Here is a 19,828-nt window from a genome sequence, read left to right as displayed (position 1 = left end):
TAACTCGAGTAGTGTGTTAAGAAAAAACTCATCAAATAAAATTTTACAGCAATATTATTCTGGCATTCCAATTTGGGGCCAACAAATTCGTGTTCAAGCGCAGTCACAGCATATGAGTGGCTTTTTTGCGACTGATATCAATGAAACACAATTGCAATTAAGAGCGAATAATCAATTTGATTTAGAGACCGCTGTTTTAGCAGTACTTAAAGCCTCTAAACTGTCACTAGATTCTTCTTATAAGCTCGTAAAATCAGAGCGCTACATTTATGTTAAAAACGATCAAGCTCATTACGCATATTTAATTGAACTTGAAATTTTAAATGCAAAACATGAATCAAGGCCTTCAGCTATTATCAGTGAAAAGACTTATGAAGTGTTTAAAGCGTGGAATAATATCAAGCACACACAGGCGATGGGACCTGGTGGTAATGAGAAAGTTGGCCGTTATGAATATGGCGATGATTATCCCGCATTTGCTGTTTCCCAAGTAGGAGAAACATGTTTTTTAGAAAATGATAAAGTAAAAACTGTTTCGATGGAGTCAGGGAGCGAGCCTTCATCTGCGTTTTCATTCCCATGTGCTCGAAATACTCACAAAGAGGTTAATGGTGCCTATTCGCCTTTAAACGATGCCCATGCATTTGGTACCTCAGTGTTTGATATGTATGAGCAATGGTATAACACGGCACCACTGACTTTTAAGTTATTGTTACGTGTTCACCAAGGTGATGGTTGGGAAAACGCGACGTGGAATGGCTCTGCGATGAGCTTTGGTGATGGTGCTGATAGTTTTTACCCACTAGTTTCTTTAGATATCGTATCTCATGAAGTAAGTCATGGTGTAACTGAGCAAAATTCTAATTTATTTTATTATGACCAATCGGGAGGGATCAATGAGTCTTTCTCAGACATGGCTGGTGAAACTGCTGAATACTTTGTCAGAGGCACTACAGATTGGTTGTCTGGTGCCGACATCACAAAAAATAGAACTGCATTGCGTTATTTTGAAACACCGTCAAATGATGGTATTTCAATAGACCACGCATCACAGTTTTATTCTGGAATTGATGTTCATTACAGTAGTGGTGTATTCAACAGAGCATTTTATTTACTAGCAAATAAGCCAGAGTGGGATCCACGTAAAGCTTTTCAAATTATGCTCTACGCAAACCAAAATTATTGGGTAAATTCAACGGACTTTATCGATGGTGCATGTGGTGCAATAAACAGTGCCATTGATTTAGGTTATGCGGCAAATGATGTTGTTGATGCATTCAATACGGTAGGTGTTGTATGTAATAATATTCAATTCATTGATAATGATAACGATGGAATGGATGACAATTGGGAGTTGTTATATTCACTCGATTCATCAGACCCTACAGATGCCTCAGGTGATCTAGATGAAGATGGATTGACCAACCTAGAAGAATACAGTTTAAATTCTTTGCCAAATGATTCTGATTCAGATGACGATGGTTTAACTGATTACCAAGAACATCATGTGTATCAAACGAGCCTAACTAACCCTGATTCTGATAACGATAAAATGACGGATGGTTGGGAAGTCAATTTCGCCTTAGATCCACTTGATAGTTCAGATGCACAAAGTGATTTAGATAATGATAGCTTCACTAACCTAATTGAATTTTTATTAGGTTCAGACCCAAGTGATGCTGATTCTACGCCAACAATACCTGCAACAATCTCATTTAACTTTAATGACAATCTTGTTCCTGAGAGTTTTAATTTTACAGACCCTTCTACGCCTTGGGAAACTTCACAAATAGATGAAAACTATAGTTTCTCTTTGGCTAATAATGACATTGACGATAGTCAAGCAACTAGTTTTGAATACAGCTTTGTAACAGACCAGACTAAGTATTTAAGCTTTATTTATAAACTTTCTACAGAAGCTGGTTTTGATCATTTGTATGTTTACCTAAACGAGCAATTAATTGTTATTGATTCTGGTATCACCGATTGGCGCTCTTTCGAGCAGGTTATTCCTGTAGGCTTAAATACACTTAAATTCGCTTACATTAAAGATGGTTCTGTATCATCAGGCTTAGATACAGTTTTCATTGATAACATTTATATCAGTAATGAATTTGCAGATAATGATGGTGATTCAATACCCGACTCTTGGGAAGTTGCACACGGACTAGATCCTTCGAATCCAGACGATGCATCATTGGATAATGATAATGACGGTTTGAGTAACCTCAATGAATTTTTAAATCAGGGCGATCCTAATAACCTTGATACAGATGGAGACCAAATTCCAGACGGCTGGGAATATGAGCATGGTCTAAATTTAACAGACTCTACTGATGCAATGCTTGATAGTGACAATGATGGATTTAGTAACTATACCGAGTTTCAGTTACAAACAGACCCACAAGATGCAGCGTCATTTCCAGAGCAATTGAATCTAACTAGTTCATTTGAAGACTCTCAACTACCTCAATGGTTTAACCATTCATCAGAGAACAACTCAGATTGGTACATTGATAATAGTTTTGCTACCGATGGTTCGCATAGCATTCGTTCTGGTAAAATCTCAGATAGTCAGATGAGCTCATTCAGTGCTACAGGTGTCTTCGTAGAAGCATACCTTGTATTTGACTATAAAATAGAATCTGAAGAATGTTGCGATTCTTTTGCGCTGAGAATTAATGGTTCAAATAGTGATATTGAGTGGATCGCTGGAACGAAGGAAGGGTCGGTAACTGTTAAAATCCCTGAAGGTATTAACGTTATTGAGTTTTCATATTCAAAAGATGGTTCAATATCTACAGGAGAGGATGCTGTTTGGCTAGATAATTTTAAGTTTATTTCTAAAACGAGCGATGCTGATACAGATAGTGATGGGCTGCCAGATTTTTGGGAAGTTGAAAATGGGCTTAATTTAACTGATGCTAATGATGCATCTTCTGACTACGATAATGACGCATTAACAGCTCTGCAAGAGTATGGTATTGGAACAGATCCTAGACATTCTGATAGTGATGGAGATGAACTTCCTGACGGTTATGAAGTAAATATACTTATGACCTCACCGATTAATGCAAATGTTACTGGTGCTGATTTAGATGAAGATGGTTATACAGACGTACAAGAGTATTATGCACAAAGCTCACCATCAGATTACGCTTCAACACCTTCAGCAATAAATAACCTTTTCGAAAGTTTTGAATATGGTGGGTTACCAAACCGCTTTACGGTGTTAGCAGCAAATAATGTTGACTGGATTTCAAGTGATAGTTGGTCTACAAACGGAGTGAATAGCCTTTCTTTCAATCCTAAGTTTGATGGCGAAGATTATACAGAAGTAAATGCAGGTTTTGCTATTGCTGGTTTGTTTGAGCAGGGTTTTATCACCGTTGACTATAGAGTTAACAAAAATGACCACTTTCAAGTTCAACTGAACAACGAAAATCTCCTTGTTCAATATAGTGAATCTCGTTTACTTATACCTGTCAATGATGGCTTCAACGTCATTAAAATTAATCTAGCTGATGCAGACTTTTACCGTTATGAACCATTTTATATTGATAGAGTCATGTGGATTTCTGAGGTTGATACTCGTTTAGATACCGACAATGATGGCATTCCAGATTTCTGGGAGTATCAATTTGGCTTAAATGTCCTTGACTCATTCGATGCAAGTCAAGATTTAGACAGAGATGGTTTGGCTAACATAACTGAATTTGAAATAGGGTCAAACCCAACAGCTGAAGATACTGATTCAGATGGTGTGGTTGATAGTGAGGATAGTCATCCAGATGATCCAAATTTAGGAGAAAATTTACCACCTGTTTTCTCTGATTTAACACCTGTGACAATTGAAGGTGTCTATGAAAACACATCTATTCCTAGAAGTCTTTATCCTGAGGTTACAGATAACAATAGAGCAGCAGTTGAGGTATACCCTTTATCTAGAACGCTAGTATATGGCGAGAATCAAGTAACTTGGGTCGCTGAAGATATTGCAGGGAATAGCGCAAGAGCTGTGCAAACATTCTTTGTAACTGATACGACGGCTCCAACCATCCGAAACGATGTCGTCGCTATGAACGGCGAATTTACTGAAGAACAATTGTTTGAAACCTTGCTAGAGCAGTTTATTGTTTTTGATAGGGTATCAGGCATCAAAGAAATAACTGTCGGATCAGGGCTAGATATAGAATTTGAATCAGGGCGTTACTCATTAGATATTACAGCAAGCGATAATGCTGGTAATACAGCCTCAGGCACAATAAACCTACATATAAATCCTCGTATTGATATTCAGCCTTATACCTATGCTTATCGAAATGCTCTGCCCGTCGTTGCCCTTAATGTAAGAGGTAAACCGCTATATGATTATTTGGGGTTAAATTTAAGTGCTGGAAATTATAGCCATTATGTTGGTGACTACAGTATTGAAGGGATCAAGAATGTAGTCTTCCCAAGTATCGTGGAATCGTCAATCGATTCAATTGAGCTTGAAGTATACGACGGCGGTTATACAGGGGAGTTTAGTAAATCTGAAATAATTCATTTAGATGAAGATGCTCCACGTACTATCAGTGCCACTTATAAACAAAATGGTAAGAAAATGGCAAGTTTGGTCAAAGGGAATAGCGCCGAACTTTATATACAAGTATATGGCTTTTCAGATTATGAAAGTTTAGAGCTAAAAGTAACATTATTATCTGCTGAACAAGTCATCAATGAAGTTGATGTGTATATGTATGACACATCAATTTGGAGTGGCTATTTTGGTATTGAAGATGCTTGGCAAGGAGACATTACCTTACAGTATGACATTTTACAAAATGGAGAGTCGGTTCTGACTAAAACTGAGACCGTGCCATTAATTAATATTGTTATCTTTGATGATGAAAGTGCGGACACCGATGGTGATAATATCCCTGATAGCATAGAGTGGATAGGCGACAGTGATGGTGATGGGATTGTTGATTTCTTAGATAATTCAGCAAACACCTCGAAGGGGGTACTCGCATCTGATTCTTATGTACATACGAACAATGTTTTCCATATCATCAGAGCAGGTGACGTTATTCGCACTCACAGTGAGCACTTCATAGAAAATATGAATGTATCTGAAGAGATGTTGCTTGATGCCTTCACCGAGATGAGGGTTGAAGATCCTCACTTCCAATTGAAGAGTGACATGATAAACATTAATGTTGAGCTCGCTCAGCGCACAGAATCAGTAGACCTTGCTTTACCAATGCTTGAAAACGCTTTATTGAGCGATGAGCTACAAGCACGCGTACTAACGTTAAGTGGTTGGAAATCGGTAGAGATAATTGCAAGCAGCGAGTTTAGTTCTGAGTGCAGTAATTGTTCAGTGATTAGGATTGAAGATGGTAGTGAATTTGACTTAGACGGCGTGAAAAATGGTTTTGTTGAGGTTGTCGCAAAACTTGCACAAGAAAGTCTTAATAGCGCACCAACATTATCTCTTATTATTCCAGAAACGATAGAAGAGCTGCATACTTTCGTTCTAGATGCGTCAGGCACATCAGATAGTGACGCAGATGAATTAACGTATCACTGGGCTATTTCGATACCCGAAGTTACTATCGAAAACCAGAATGAAAGTATAGCAATCTTGAAAGTGTCTGAGCTTTTAGAGTCGAAGCAGGAAACAATTTCTTTAACCATTAACGATGGTTACGAGGAATTTGTTCATGAGCAATCTGTTTTATTCATGCATGTAAACCAATTGCCAACAATTGAACTTGCTAATAGTTATACAGTTAATGAGAATGCAGAAGGTGTGATTACTGTTTCTGCGACAGATAAAGAATCACAGTCATTAACTTACAATTGGACGCAAACGCAAGGGCTTCAAGCTGATATTCTTCAATCTACTTCTCAAACGTTAAAATTTAAATCTCCAACTGTCTCAGTGGATTCGTTAATCAGATTCAAAGTAGTTGTTTCGGATGGAGAAGGAACGACAGAACAATCAATAGATGTTACTGTCAAAAATGTAACTACTAGTAGCAATGGTGATAAAACTGAGTCTAGTAGCGGTGGCGTTTTTGTATTTCTAATTGCTCTGTTACCTTTCGTTTATAGAAGGCGAGTATACAGACACTAAAAGAGCTAAGAAAAGCCCCTTTTTAAGGGGCTTTTTAATAAGTGAAAATCATTATTAATAATACAAATTCAATCTTAAATTATGATTCCTGCTGTTGTTATTTGAAATTCTTGGTATGCTTCTTTAGAGCAAAATAAAATTCGTATAACTAGGGAGCTAGGTTGAACTTTCTGCGCCAATTTCACGATATAGTATCAAACCAAGAAATTGATTTTTCTAGTAAAGTAGTCAAGTTACTGCAATTTGGTTTAGATGTTTTCGAACTCGAATTTGCGATTGTGAGTCAAGTTGATGACAAGCTCTATACGGTCATTCATGTGGTTGCACCTGATGATGCGATTGCTGTTGGAACGCAGTTTGATATTGAGGGAACCTATTGTACTCATACTCTTGAAGCGAACAAGGCTTTGTCGTTTCATCATGCATCAAAAAGCCATATTGCACAGCACCCTTGTTATGTAAATTTCCAACTTGAGTCATACATAGGTGCACCTATTTATGTTGGCAAAAAAGTATTTGGTACAGTTAACTTCTCTGCCCCGAATGTATCAGAGCCATTTAGTGAAGAGTCCCATGATTATGTTGAGCTATTTGCTCAGTGGTTAGGGAATGAATTGGCACGAAATGCTTCATCTGAACGGTTATTGAAAAAAAACTACATGCTGGCGCAAGTGGAAGAGGTCGCTCGAATTGGTTCATGGGAACTCGATTTGTTGGCCAGTAAATTGTACTGGAGCAAGCAAACGAAAGCTATCCACGAAGTCCCTGCAGATTATTCCCCTAATCTTGAAACGGCCATTGAGTTTTATAAAGAAGGTGAAAGTCGTGATGCAATACAACACGTAGTCCAAGAAGCAATCGAGCAGGGTAAAGATTGGAATATCGAAATTCAGCTCATCACAGCAAAAGGGAATCCTATATGGGTTTCAACGTATGGCGAAGCTGAATTTGAAAACGGGCAATGCATTCGTTTAATTGGTACTTTTCAAGATGTCACGAAAGAGGTGCTACTTCGTGAAGAGCTTAAAAAGCAAAAAGCGGATGCTGAACGTACACTTGAAGATCGCAGTATCTTGCTGGCTAAAATTAGCCATGAACTGCGCACGCCGTTAAATGGCATTACAGGCATGCTAACGACTTTACTTTATGAAAAGTCAGAGCAAAAGCGAGAAGAAAAACTCAAAGTTGCACTACGAAGTGCTGATATTTTGTTAAACATCATCAACGAAGTGCTCGACTTTTCTAAGATAAATCATGGTGAACTCAAATTAGAGCCTAGTCACTTTTTACTAAAAACAATCTTTGTTGATCTTGCGTCATTATATTTACCTTTATACCAGGAAAAGAATCTCAATTTTGACGTCGACATTGATATTAGTGATGAATGTTGGATTTATTGTGACAATACTCGACTCACTCAAATAGCCTCAAACTTACTGAGTAACGCGTTAAAGTTTACTGAGCAGGGTGAAATAAAGCTTAAGGTATCTGCTAAACATCATGATGGTGATGTGAGCCTTCATTTACAGGTTAGCGATACAGGAATAGGGATGACCGAGAGCTTTATGAAATCGCTATTTTCACCCTTTACACAAGAGGTTACAAAAGAGCGTAAGCAAGGCGGAACAGGCCTTGGGCTCGCTATTGTCAAAGAACTGATTGATTATATGGGTGGCACAATACAGGTCAGTAGCGAATATCAAAAAGGCAGTTGTTTTGATATTCAACTACCTCTAAAGCTCGGGCAGCCACAATCACATGATGCGCTACTTACCTGTGATATCGACTTTTCAACCTTGCCTCTATCAATACTGGTTGTTGATGACAATCAAATAAATCGATTTGTTTTGAAAGCGCATCTTGAGAAATTAGGTTTAACGGCCGATTATGCCTGCGATGGGATTGATGCGATAAATAAGTGTAAGCAAAACAATTACAATCTAATTTTTATGGATTGTGTAATGCCTGAAATGGATGGTATTGAAGCAACCCGTATTTTAAGAGAGGAGCAAATCTGCCCAACGGATAAAACCTATATCATCGCTTTAACAGCCAACACCTCTGCAGATGATAAGGCAGCCTGCAAACAAGCTGGAATGGATTTATTTGTTTCAAAACCTGTTAAAAACACGGCCATTGAACAAGCAATAGCAACTGCAAAAGAGCATTTTTCAATGTAAGCATTCGTGTTGTATGGCTGCTCAGGATAGAAAAATTATAACAAGGTAAATTAGTACTTATTTTAGGCAATTTCGAAATTTAACCTATACTTTTAATGGGTTTAAAATGTTGGATTGCTAAATGGACTACTCTGATAACCGCCGTGACTTTCTTAAGACATTAGGTGTTGGTGCTGTGGCTTCAACACTTGCTTTCAAGGCTCCTTATGTGTTCGCGAAGAGCACGCCTACAATTAGGGTAATGGGCACCCACGTAACTCTACAAGAAGAGCTCAGGCAAAAAGCGATGCTTGAGCTGGGTATTAATATTGAATTTACTCCAATGGGCAGTGCCGCAGTGTTGCAAAAAGCAGCTTCAGATCCAAGTAGTTTCGATTTATATGAGCAATGGTCAGATTCAATTAACATTCTCTGGCAAGCAGGTGCAATTCAGCCTATCGAAACAGAGCGGCTTACTTATTGGCAGGAAATTAATCCACTTTCTAAAACGGGAAAAATTGTACCTGATGCTAAATTAGGCGCTGGTGACTCACCCAACAAACTTCTATACGTACAAGCAGATGGTTCGCTTGCGACTACACCAACCAATGCAATAAGTTTTATGCCTTATGTACACAATGTTGACTCGTTTGGCTACAACACACAATTTATAAAACAGGGTACTCCTTACGAAACAGAGTCTTGGTCTTGGTTACTCGATGAAAAGAATAAAGGTAAGGTCGCCCTTGTTAATGCGCCAACAATCGGTATTTTTGATGCTGCACTGGCTGCCGAAGCGCAGGGGCTGATGACATTTAAAGATATGGGCAATATGAGTATTAGCGAAATTGACCAGCTGTTTGCAATTTTATTGCAAAAGAAAAGGCAGGGTCACTTCGCTGGCTTTTGGACTTCGGTACCGCAATCCGTCGATTTTATGAAAATGAAGCGCGTCACGATTCAAAGCATGTTTTCGCCCGGTGTCAGCGCTTGCAAAGGGCAAGGTATACCCGTTGTGTATGCCTCTCCAAAAGAAGGCTATCGTGCTTGGCATGGGGTAATGTGCTTATCTGCAAATGCACAGGGGCATGTTAAAGATGCTGCCTATGAATACATGAATTGGTGGCTTTCTGGCTACCCAGGCGCGTTTATAGCAAGACAAGGCTATTACATTTCAAACCCAGAGCGGAGTCAGCCTCTTATGTCAAAAGCTGAATGGCAATATTGGTATGAAGGGCAAGAAGCATCCATCGATTTACGCGGAACAGACGGAAAAATATCTGTGCAAGCGGGTCAAGTCCGCGATGGAGGCAGCTATATCAAGCGCTTTTCAAATATAGCGGTATGGAATACGGTAATGCCTAACTATGATTACAGTTTAGATAAATGGTATGAGTTATTGAACTCATAAGGAATTACTTTGCTAACAATTGTTTCTAGGTCTTTGGCGGCCAAGGTGTTATTAGCATTGACGCTTGTATTACTTGCAATGGGGGCGAGCTACTTTGTCTTGAACAAGCGATTGCAAAGAATTGAAGCATCCTTTAACGATATAAGCCGTATCAGTAATTATGCTGTGGCTATTCTTCGAATAAATAAAGATATCGTTGAAATGCAGCGGGATATCTCTGTTTATGGATTCTCAGGTAGTAAAACGGTATTTAGTAAAATCATAGAGAACTTTGAAAGTATAAAAACACGCTTAGAAAGTGTTGATTTGAAAAGTGATGAACTTGAAAGCCAAGTGTATTTAAATTCAATGACACAACTGATTTCACGGTACGGTGAAAATTTAGATGTGCTTGCCAAGCGTTATGAAATCAAAACAGAACTTACTGACGTTGAGTTACCGCAAATCTATTTAGCTGCCATCAATGAATTAAATGGCCTTAAATTAACGGCGACTAACACTGAAGAAATACTGGTTATCACCGAGCATCTCAATGTATGGCATGAATTGCATCGTGATGCTTCCTTGTTTCTTGCCAAAAAGGATTATTCTAAAAGAGCTGCGGTTAATAAGGCACTAGCTATCTTATCAAATAAAACGTCAACCAATACAGAATTAAGCAAAAACCGTGACTATGCAAAAACATATCAGCAGGCTTTTTCGAAAGGCGTGCAGGCTAACCGAAACTATTTAAGTTTGGTTAATGTTGTTATGGCTGGCGATGCCATTGAGTTCAGTACCCTTGCCGATAAACTCAGGGAGCAATCTTTAGCAAAATTACAAAAGATTAAAAGGGAAGCGCAAGAAACAGTCATAAAAACAGATCAAACTCTGCGTTTTCTTGCTGTTGGCGTGGTTATTTATATTATCGCGCTTGCCATCTTTTTCCACCTGCATATATCGCGTGCAATCACACGTTTAACTGCAAGTTTTCAATACTTCTTAGCTGGTGATTTATCAGCACCCATTTATGATTTAAAGCGCAACGATGAAATTGGTGTGCTTGCAACTGCAGCAGATAGATTTCGGGTGTTAAGCCAAGATCTTACCCAAGCGAAGAAAACGGCAGAACACACCACCAAAGTTAAGTCAGAATTTCTGGCAAACATGAGTCATGAAATTCGCACTCCAATGAATGGCATTTTAGGAATGGCAAGGCAGCTTGGGCGTACCAAGCTGACACATGAACAAATGAAGATGCTTAATATTATTCAATCTTCAGGGACTGGACTATTGGTCATTATTAATGACATTTTAGATATCAGTAAAATTGAAGCATCTAAAATTGAACTTGCACCAATACCAATTCACTTAAATTCATTGTTAGATGAGCTAAAGCATCTATTTGCAGAGCAAGCAAAAAGCAAGCATATCAAATTACATATTTCTGTTGCAGATGAACTGCTGCATTGTATTTTTCTTGCTGATGAAACACGCTTAAAACAAGTGCTTATCAACCTGTTAGGGAATGCAATAAAGTTCACTGAAAAAGGCAGTGTGACGCTCAACGTAAAAATTAACGAGCTTGGTAGCGATAATCTGAGCATCAAATTTAGCGTGATTGATACAGGAATAGGTATCGCAAAAGAAAATCTCGGTAAGCTATTTGAAGCGTTTTCTCAAGCAGATACCTCAATTACACGGCGCTTCGGTGGCACAGGACTTGGCCTTGCTATCTCAAGTAAATTACTAAATTTAATGGACGCTCCTTTGCAAGTTGAGAGTGAGGTTGGGCAGGGGTCTCGTTTTTATTTTGAACTAAAAACTACACAGGTTATTGAGCAATCTGAGTTTGAAGTCGTAAATAAGCAAGAAACCGAAGAAGAACAACTAGACTTTTCATCACTAAATGTACTGGTCGTCGAAGACAATGATATTAATCAGGTTGTTATCGAAGCGATGTTAAATGAGTTTGGTATAAGCTCAATAAAAATAGCAGGGGATGGTGAGCAGGCCGTTGCGCTATGTAAGGAACATAGTGAGGAAAACAACCTGCAAAATAACTTTGATATTATTTTTATGGATATGCAGATGCCGGTACTTGATGGCCCACAAGCAACAATATGCATAAGAAAAATGCCAGCATATAAAGATACCCCTATTATTGCCTTAACCGCCAATGTACTTGAAGCGGATAAACGGCGATGTTTTGCAGCAGGAATGAATGATTTTGTTGCTAAGCCGATTGATTACCAATGCGTGAAAACGGCTTTGCTAAAGTGGTGTGAAAATGAATGCCATAAGTGAGAGGTATGCTAGCAATTCTCAATAATACTTAATCGTTTTGAGAGATAAAACCTGTCGCTATTTAAGCTAAAACTTCTGATTTAGAATAATAAAATTCAATTCATGAATCGCTTAAGCAAAAAAAAGAGCTACCTCTTTCGTGTTCAACACACGTAGAGGTAGCCCTTTTGTTAGCTAATGAATTAGGTTTAAGGAATTAAACCAGCTTAGCTAGAATGTCATTAAATGTTGAGCTTGGGCGCATTGCTTTAAATGCTAACTCATCATTTGGCTGGTAATAACCACCAACGCTCATAGCTGGACCTTGTGCATCGTTTAATTCAGTAACGATTTGGTCTTTTTGAGACTCAAGATCAGCTGCGATTTGTGTGAATTGTGCTTTTAATTCCGCATCATCATTTTGTGCAGCCAGTTCTTGTGCCCAGAATAATGAAAGGAAGAAGTGTGAACCACGGTTATCAATCTCTTTCACTTTACGTGAAGGTGATTTGTTTTCAGCTAGGAAAGTACCTGTTGCTTTATCAAGTGTATCAGCAAGTACTTGTGCTTTCTTATTACCAGTATTAACCGCTAGGTGCTCTAAAGAAGCCGCTAGTGCTAAGAATTCACCTAATGAATCCCAACGTAAGTGGTTTTCTTTTTCGAATTGTTGAACGTGTTTAGGCGCTGAACCACCTGCACCCGTTTCGAATAAACCACCACCATTCATAAGTGGTACGATAGAAAGCATTTTCGCACTTGTACCAAGCTCAAGGATTGGGAATAAGTCAGTTAGGTAGTCACGTAAAACGTTACCCGTTACTGAAATTGTGTCTTTACCTTCTTTGATGCGCTCTAAAGAGAATTTAGTTGCTTCAATTGGTGCTAAGATGTGGATCTCAAGACCGTCAGTATCATGTTGTGGTAAATACGCGTTTACTTTTTTGATTAACTCGGCATCGTGTGCACGGTTTTCGTCTAACCAGAAAACTGCTGGCGTGCCAGTTGCGCGAGCGCGGTTAACAGCAAGTTTAACCCAATCTTGAATTGGTGCGTCTTTCACCTGACACATACGCCAGATATCACCTTGCTCAACAGCATGCTCAAGTAAAGTTGTACCAGCGGTGTCTACTACACGGATAGTACCCGCAGCGGCTACTTCAAACGTTTTGTCGTGTGAACCGTACTCTTCAGCTTTTTGTGCCATAAGACCAACGTTAGGTACGCTACCCATAGTTGTTGGATCGAATGCACCGTTTTCTTTACAGAAATCGATAGTTGCTTGGTAAACGCCTGAGTAACAACGATCTGGAATTACAAAGCTCGTGTCTTGTAATTTACCTTCGCTATTCCACATTTGACCGCTAGAACGGATTGCAGCAGGCATTGATGCATCAATAATCACATCGCTTGGTACGTGAAGGTTGGTGATACCACGGTCAGAATCAACCATTGCGATAGCAGGGTTGTTGTCATATACCGCTTGAATATCAGCTTCAATTTCAGCTTTTTTAGCTGCATCTAGGCTTTCAATTTTTGCAAATACATCACCAAAGCCGTTGTTTACATCAACATCTAGTTCTTTGAAAAGATCAGCGTGTTTCGTGAATACGTCTTTGAAGAATACTTTTACAGCGTGACCGAAGATGATTGGATCAGACACTTTCATCATGGTTGCTTTCATATGTAATGAGAACAGCACACCTTTGTCTTTCGCTGCTTGAATTTCTTGAGCAAGGAAAGCTTGCAGCTTAGCAGCACTCATGCGCGAAGCGTCAATTACTTCACCCGCTAGTAATGGTGTACTTGCTTTAAGAACAGTGATATCACCGTTTTCAGCAACATGCTCGATACGTACGTCAGTTGCTTCTGCAACCGTTACTGATTGCTCAGAACCGAAGAAGTCACCGTCTTCCATGCTTGCAACGTAAGACTGAGAATCTTTGCTCCATGCACCCATTGAGTGTGGATTGTTACGTGCATATTCTTTTACTGAACCAGGAGCACGGCGGTCTGAGTTACCTTCACGAAGTACAGGGTTTACTGCAGAACCTTTGATTTTGTCGTAAGTTGCTTTAACTTTCTTTTCTTCATCAGTTTTTGGCTCTGATGGGTAATCAGGTAATGCGTAACCTTTTTCTTGTAACTCTTTAATTACCGCACGTAACTGAGGAATAGAAGCACTGATGTTAGGTAATTTGATAATGTTAGCTTCAGGTGTCTTAGCCATTTCACCTAATTCAGCAAGTGCGTCATCAATACGTTGATCTTCAGTTAGGTACTCAGGGAAGTTCGCAATTACACGGCCCGCTAATGAAATGTCGCGAGTTTCAACTTCAACACCCGCCGCGTTAGTGTACGCTTGGATGATTGGTAACAATGAATACGTCGCTAGAGCTGGCGCTTCATCTGTTTTAGTATAGATAATTTTTGATGTCATCATCATTCCTAGATAGTTGGCGTAATGTTTGGTAATGACTGCTAACAGTAACCCTTAATTAGCCATATTCAACAATGCAATAGATAGCTTTGAATTACCAAGTTTAAGCCCCTTGATAAAACAACAGCAAGCAGTCTGTTAGCTGTTGCAACTCAATACGTCGTATTAAAATAACCACAGCTGACAGACTGTAAAATTCTTATAGCTCATTTGAGCTAATTATGAAATTAGCCAAAAGCCGTACGTCAAAAAATGACGAAAAAGCTAAATTTGAGCAACAAGAGTGTAACAAGCTTGGCTCTAAAGGGCTAATAACAATTAAACAATTGGGGTAAAGAAATGGAATTTCAAGAGAATAATAAGGATATATTTAGTGAGGGAAGAGTAAGCGAGGAACTTAACAAGGTCGCTCGCTTGATACTCGAATAGGTTTTACCTAAGAGATTTCATCGTTAGGCGCAATATTCGTTGCGTGTAACCCTTTTGGACCTTGTTGCAATTCGAATGTTACATCTTGACCAGCTTTAAGTGTTTTATAACCGTCCATTACAATCGTTGAGTAATGAGCGAAGATATCAGTCTCGCTGCCGTCTTCTACGATGAAGCCAAAACCTTTGGCATTGTTGAACCATTTGACTTTTCCACAAGCCATACTTCTACATCCTTCTATAAGTTGACTAATTTAGTTATTCTAAACCGTGTAATTTGCTAGACTGACTAATGATTAATCAATCTATATTTGACTGTAGTTTATTTAGCCAGTCAGTCAAGTGTTTTAGACTATTTTTTAACAATTTATTTATTTTTTTATTCAAGTTTGCTTGAGTTCTAAAGACAAGACTATATTTAATTATGAGTGGCATGAAAGATTCTGGTGTTATTGAAACGGTTCGCGATAGTGAAAAGCAAAAATTGCAACCACCGCGAAAATATAAAGTCATTTTGAATAATGATGATTACACGCCTATGGACTTTGTGATAGAAGTACTAATGACGTTTTTTAATATGGATAGCGATAGAGCAACAGATGTGATGCTTCAAGTTCATCATAATGGTAAAGCGATATGCGGTGTTTACAGCGCTGATGTAGCACATACCAAAGCTGAACAAGTTAATCGTTACGCGCGAGACAACGAGCATCCACTGCTATGTAGTTGTGAGCAGGAATAAATACCAAGGTAGGGTGAACCAATTAGCCCGTCACAACGGTATATAAATATTATCTCAGTAAGGGGTTGCCAATGCTAAACAAAGACTTAGAACTAACCTTGAATGCGGCGTTTCGCGAAGCGAGAACACGTCGTCATGAATTTATGACTGTCGAGCATCTTTTACTTGCACTGCTCGATAACCCTTCTGCTGGAGAAGCGCTAAACGCCTGTGGCGTAGATATGAGCGCATTAAAAGTCGAATTATCAGATTTTATTGATGAAACAACGCCTGTTATTCCAGATCTTGAGGAAGACAGAGAAACTCAGCCAACGTTAGGCTTTCAGCGTGTTCTACAGCGCGCAGTATTTCACGTGCAGTCATCGGGCAAAAACGAAGTAACAGGCGTAAATGTACTGGTTGCTATTTTTTCTGAGCAAGAAAGCCAAGCTGTTTATTTACTTAAAAAATCAGACGTTAATCGTTTAGATATTGTTAACTTTATTTCACATGGTATCTCAAAAGCAGATGATGACATCGGCGGTGAGGACCACGATGACATACATGAAGAAGTGCAAGAAGTACAAGGCGAAGAGCCAACTAAACTTGAAAACTTTACGACTAACCTGAATCAGCAAGCTATCGATGGCAATATCGACCCATTGGTCGGCCGTGATAACGAAGTTGAGCGCACTGTACAAGTGTTATGTCGCCGTAAGAAAAACAACCCGCTCTTAGTGGGTGAAGCAGGGGTGGGTAAAACCGCGATTGCAGAAGGCCTTGCTTATCGTATCGTAAACAAAGAAGTACCTGAAGTGATTGCTGATGCCGTGGTTTATTCACTCGACATGGGCGCATTATTGGCGGGTACTAAATACCGTGGTGATTTTGAAAAACGTTTCAAATCGCTACTTAAAGAGTTACAAGCTAAACCAGGTTCAATTTTATTTATTGATGAAATTCATACCATCATAGGTGCCGGTGCGGCATCCGGTGGCGTAATGGATGCTTCGAACCTAATTAAACCATTACTTTCAAGTGGTAAGCTACGTTGCATGGGCTCAACAACATACAATGAGTTTAAGAATATCTTTGAAAAAGACCGTGCGTTAGTACGTCGTTTCCAAAAAATCGATGTACTTGAGCCGAGTGTGGCTGATACCACGAAAATTCTTAACGGCTTAAAAGAGCGTTATGAAGAGCACCATGGTATTCGTTACACTCAAAAAGCATTAAAGGCTGCTGCTGAGCTTAGTGCTAAATATATCAATGAACGCCATTTACCGGACAAGGCAATTGATGTCATCGATGAAGCTGGGGCGAATCAACGTTTACAGCCAGCATCGAAACGTAAGAAAACCATTGGTGTGGCTGATATTGAGTTGATCGTCTCTAAAATGGCGCGTATTCCTCAGCAAAGTGTTTCATCAAGCGATAAAGAAACATTGAAGAATCTTGATCGCAACTTGAAGATGCTGGTGTTTGGACAAGATCAATCGATTGATGCACTGACTTCGGCAATTCGTTTATCGCGCTCAGGCCTTGCTAACGAAGACAAGCCAGTAGGTTCATTCTTATTTGCGGGCCCAACAGGGGTTGGTAAAACAGAGGTGACTAAGCAACTTGCTAAGTGTATGGGTGTTGAGTTTATTCGTTTTGATATGTCTGAGTATGTTGAACGCCATGCGGTGAGTCGTTTAATTGGTGCACCTCCAGGTTATGTTGGTTTTGAACAAGGTGGCTTACTAACTGAAGCGGTAATTAAGAATCCGCATGCGGTTGTACTACTAGACGAAATCGAAAAAGCGCATTCAGATATTTATAACATCCTATTGCAAGTAATGGATCACGGTACACTGACTGATAATAATGGCCGGAAAGCTGATTTCAGAAACGTGGTATTAGTGATGACGACAAATGCGGGTGTACAAGAAACGGTTCGTAAGTCGATTGGATTTACAGAGCAAGACCATTCACACGATGCGATGAGTGAAATCAATAAAGTGTTTTCACCAGAGTTTAGAAACCGCTTAGATAACATCATTTGGTTTAACCACCTTGAGAAAGAAGTTATCTTGCAAGTGGTTGATAAATTCATTGTTGAATTACAAGCTCAACTTGATAAGAAATCAGTTAACTTTGAGCTTACTTCTAAAGCAAGAGAGTGGTTGGCAGATAAAGGCTATGATAAAGCAATGGGTGCACGTCCGATGGCACGTGTTATTCAAGAGGAGCTTAAAAAGCCACTAGCAAACGCAATCTTGTTTGGTGAACTCGCTGATGGCGGTTCGGTTAAAGTATCTGTGAAAGATAAGAAAATTCACTTTGATTTTGAGACTAGCTTAGAAACGGCTTAAGCTGTTTTTACTGAAAACAAAAAGCCCAGCAACTGCTGGGCTTTTTGTTTATTAAATGGAATTAAAACTAAGTTAGTTTGAACACCATTTAACAAACGCTTTTAGCTCTTTGTAATAAACACATCTGCTCATTCAAAGCAGCAAAAAGCTAAATCTCTCGTTAACGCACTAACTTAGCGAGCACGGAATACGATGCGACCTTTCGATAAATCGTAAGGAGTCATTTCTACGGTTACTTTGTCGCCAGTTAAGATGCGGATGTAGTTTTTGCGCATTTTACCAGAGATATGAGCCACAACTACGTGACCATTTTCTAGCTCAACTCGGAACATTGTATTTGGTAAAGTATCAAGGACCGTACCTTGCATTTCGATTACGTCTTCTTTCGCCATGTTTAGCGTAACACCTCTTTAATAGTTAAACGCTGCAGATTTTGCCGAAAATACAGCAATAAGTAAAGCTACAGGGCTTAATTTTGTAAATTAAATCGCCAACCACTCATCGCCAATATGCTTTTGTGCAGGCAAAAATTGGGTTTTATATTTCATTTTGTTGCATTCGTCGATTTGATATCCCAAATAGACAAATTGTTTTGCTTGTTGTTTAGCAAACTGAATTTGCTCCATGATCATGATGCTACCAATACTGTAGTGTTCATAATCTGGGTCAAAAAATGTGTAAATCGCTGAGATAGCGTTATGCATGCAATCGGTTACTGCAACGGCGACTAACTTATCGTCATCTCGTAACTCAATAAATGTGACAGGTAACCACTGGCAAAACAAAAAACTTTCGTATTGGCTCTGATCGGGTGGGAACATGGAGCCATCTTGATGCCTTTGGGTGATATATTTGCAGTATAACGGGTAGTATTCTGCACGCTCGTATTCACTATAACTAACGGTGAAAACTTTTTTCGCTTTATTTAATTTGCGCTTTTGTGATTTTGAAGGGATAAATTGTTGGGCTAAAACGCGCACTGAATTACACGCATTACAAATAGGGCAATGAGGACGATAGATTTGGTCGCCACTGCGTCTAAAACCCAGCGCTAATAATTGTTCAAATTTATCAGGGCAATAGCAACTTGGATCGAGTATAACAAGTAGCTGTTCCTGACGATCGGGTAAGTAACTGCAATCAAATTGCTGGCTTAAACCAAGCCTAGCGGGTAAGTGCTCAGTCATAAATATTAATCAACTCTTGCGGTTGCCACATGTCTTTTTTAGGCACAAAACTGTGCGCTAACTTAAGTCTAGTTAAAAATTCTCCGCGTGGGATAACTTTTGCACCTAAAGTGATTAAATATGGGTTTTCTAGTTGGCAATCAATAAAATACGCTTGATGTTTCTTTAGCCAATTGACTAACGCCCACATCGCCAGTTTTGAGCCGTTACTAATATTATGAAACATTGACTCACCACAAAATATACCGTTTTGCATGATGCCATACAGACCTGCAACGAGTTCATCTTCGTGCCATATTTCAAGGCTGTGTGCGACACCTTGATGGTGTGCTTCGATGTAGGCATGCATCATTTGCTCTGTGATCCACGTCCCTTCAGCATCAATACGTTGTTCACGACACGCATTGATAACGTGGGCAAATGCGTGATTAATGGTGACACGCACAGGAAAACGCTTTAAATGCTTTTTTAAACTGCGGCTGACATGAAATTCATCGAGTTCAATAATACCGCGCATACTCGGTGACCACCACATGATGGGCTCATAATCACTAAACCAAGGAAACACGCCGGTTTGGTAGGCATTTTTAATTCGTTCTACTGATAAATCTCCGCCAATTGCCAATAGGCCATCGGGCTCATCAAGGGCGAGTTCTGGGTCTGGAAAATCAACACTCTCGGGCGAGAGTTGGTAAAGTTGCTTGATCATGTCAGCGGTATCGTTGTTATTTGCTCT

Annotated in this window: 11 protein-coding genes; 6 read left to right on the top strand and 5 right to left on the bottom strand. The window is 39.3% G+C overall.

Features of this window, described 5'->3' with window-relative positions:
- Positions 1-13: 13 nt before the first annotated feature.
- The 4 genes from NH153_RS16175 (at position 14) to NH153_RS16160 (ending at position 11,980) form a co-directional block, all read left to right on the top strand.
- Positions 14-6,124, top strand: coding sequence for a M4 family metallopeptidase (locus NH153_RS16175; RefSeq protein ID WP_240494382.1), 6,111 nt, complete (start codon positions 14-16; stop codon positions 6,122-6,124).
- Between the two features lie 161 nt (positions 6,125-6,285).
- Positions 6,286-8,304: a hybrid sensor histidine kinase/response regulator gene (locus NH153_RS16170; RefSeq protein ID WP_063705747.1), complete on the top strand. Its 2,019-nt coding sequence runs from the start codon at positions 6,286-6,288 to the stop codon at positions 8,302-8,304.
- Between the two features lie 121 nt (positions 8,305-8,425).
- Entirely contained in the window at positions 8,426-9,694 is a 1,269-nt protein-coding gene (locus NH153_RS16165) for an ABC transporter substrate-binding protein (RefSeq protein WP_063705745.1), read from the top strand.
- A gap of 9 nt (positions 9,695-9,703) precedes the next feature.
- Positions 9,704-11,980, top strand: coding sequence for an ATP-binding protein (locus tag NH153_RS16160; protein WP_063705743.1), 2,277 nt, complete (start codon positions 9,704-9,706; stop codon positions 11,978-11,980).
- Between the two features lie 196 nt (positions 11,981-12,176).
- On the opposite strand, the gene NH153_RS16155 is transcribed toward NH153_RS16160, so the two are convergent.
- Together NH153_RS16155 and cspD are read right to left on the bottom strand one after the other, a co-directional pair.
- The gene (locus NH153_RS16155) at positions 12,177-14,399 is read right to left on the bottom strand and encodes an NADP-dependent isocitrate dehydrogenase (protein WP_063705741.1); all 2,223 of its coding nucleotides are present in this window, start codon (positions 14,397-14,399) and stop codon (positions 12,177-12,179) included.
- 436 nt (positions 14,400-14,835) lie between these two features.
- A complete protein-coding gene (cspD, locus tag NH153_RS16150; protein ID WP_036968098.1) occupies positions 14,836-15,051 on the bottom strand; it encodes a cold shock domain-containing protein CspD in 216 nt (71 codons plus the stop codon).
- 209 nt (positions 15,052-15,260) lie between these two features.
- Here cspD and clpS point away from each other — a divergent pair, with 209 nt between their 5' ends.
- Both clpS and clpA read left to right on the top strand, forming a co-directional pair.
- Complete coding sequence (gene clpS / locus NH153_RS16145; protein WP_161804337.1) at positions 15,261-15,569, top strand: ATP-dependent Clp protease adapter ClpS; 309 nt, start codon at positions 15,261-15,263, stop codon at positions 15,567-15,569.
- A gap of 71 nt (positions 15,570-15,640) precedes the next feature.
- Positions 15,641-17,905, top strand: coding sequence for an ATP-dependent Clp protease ATP-binding subunit ClpA (gene clpA, locus NH153_RS16140; protein ID WP_063705738.1), 2,265 nt, complete (start codon positions 15,641-15,643; stop codon positions 17,903-17,905).
- A gap of 173 nt (positions 17,906-18,078) precedes the next feature.
- Here the strand turns inward: clpA and infA are convergent, their stop codons facing one another.
- The 3 genes from infA to aat form a co-directional block, all read right to left on the bottom strand.
- Positions 18,079-18,297: a translation initiation factor IF-1 gene (gene infA / locus NH153_RS16135; RefSeq protein ID WP_002962494.1), complete on the bottom strand. Its 219-nt coding sequence runs from the start codon at positions 18,295-18,297 to the stop codon at positions 18,079-18,081.
- Between the two features lie 90 nt (positions 18,298-18,387).
- The gene (locus NH153_RS16130; protein ID WP_063705734.1) at positions 18,388-19,092 is read right to left on the bottom strand and encodes an arginyltransferase; all 705 of its coding nucleotides are present in this window, start codon (positions 19,090-19,092) and stop codon (positions 18,388-18,390) included.
- The gene (gene aat, locus NH153_RS16125; RefSeq protein WP_063705731.1) at positions 19,085-19,801 is read right to left on the bottom strand and encodes a leucyl/phenylalanyl-tRNA--protein transferase; all 717 of its coding nucleotides are present in this window, start codon (positions 19,799-19,801) and stop codon (positions 19,085-19,087) included. The genes NH153_RS16130 and aat overlap by 8 nt, the downstream gene beginning before the upstream one ends.
- Positions 19,802-19,828 lie beyond the last annotated feature (27 nt).

Source organism: Pseudoalteromonas gelatinilytica, assembly GCF_001641615.1.
GTDB classification, from domain to species: domain Bacteria; phylum Pseudomonadota; class Gammaproteobacteria; order Enterobacterales; family Alteromonadaceae; genus Pseudoalteromonas; species Pseudoalteromonas gelatinilytica.
Note: the sequence above shows the minus strand (reverse complement) of the source record. Positions and strands in the feature narration are given on the sequence as shown.

What these genes read in the sequence shown, in the direction of transcription:
- NH153_RS16165 (WP_063705745.1), top strand. Translation starts at nt 8,426, where the DNA reads ATGGACTACTCTGATAACCGCCGTGACTTTCTTAAGACATTAGGTGTT.
- NH153_RS16155 (WP_063705741.1), bottom strand. Translation starts at nt 14,399, where the DNA reads ATGACATCAAAAATTATCTATACTAAAACAGATGAAGCGCCAGCTCTA.
- cspD (WP_036968098.1), bottom strand. Translation starts at nt 15,051, where the DNA reads ATGGCTTGTGGAAAAGTCAAATGGTTCAACAATGCCAAAGGTTTTGGC.
- clpS (WP_161804337.1), top strand. Translation starts at nt 15,261, where the DNA reads ATGAAAGATTCTGGTGTTATTGAAACGGTTCGCGATAGTGAAAAGCAA.
- clpA (WP_063705738.1), top strand. Translation starts at nt 15,641, where the DNA reads ATGCTAAACAAAGACTTAGAACTAACCTTGAATGCGGCGTTTCGCGAA.
- infA (WP_002962494.1), bottom strand. Translation starts at nt 18,297, where the DNA reads ATGGCGAAAGAAGACGTAATCGAAATGCAAGGTACGGTCCTTGATACT.
- NH153_RS16130 (WP_063705734.1), bottom strand. Translation starts at nt 19,092, where the DNA reads ATGACTGAGCACTTACCCGCTAGGCTTGGTTTAAGCCAGCAATTTGAT.
- aat (WP_063705731.1), bottom strand. Translation starts at nt 19,801, where the DNA reads ATGATCAAGCAACTTTACCAACTCTCGCCCGAGAGTGTTGATTTTCCA.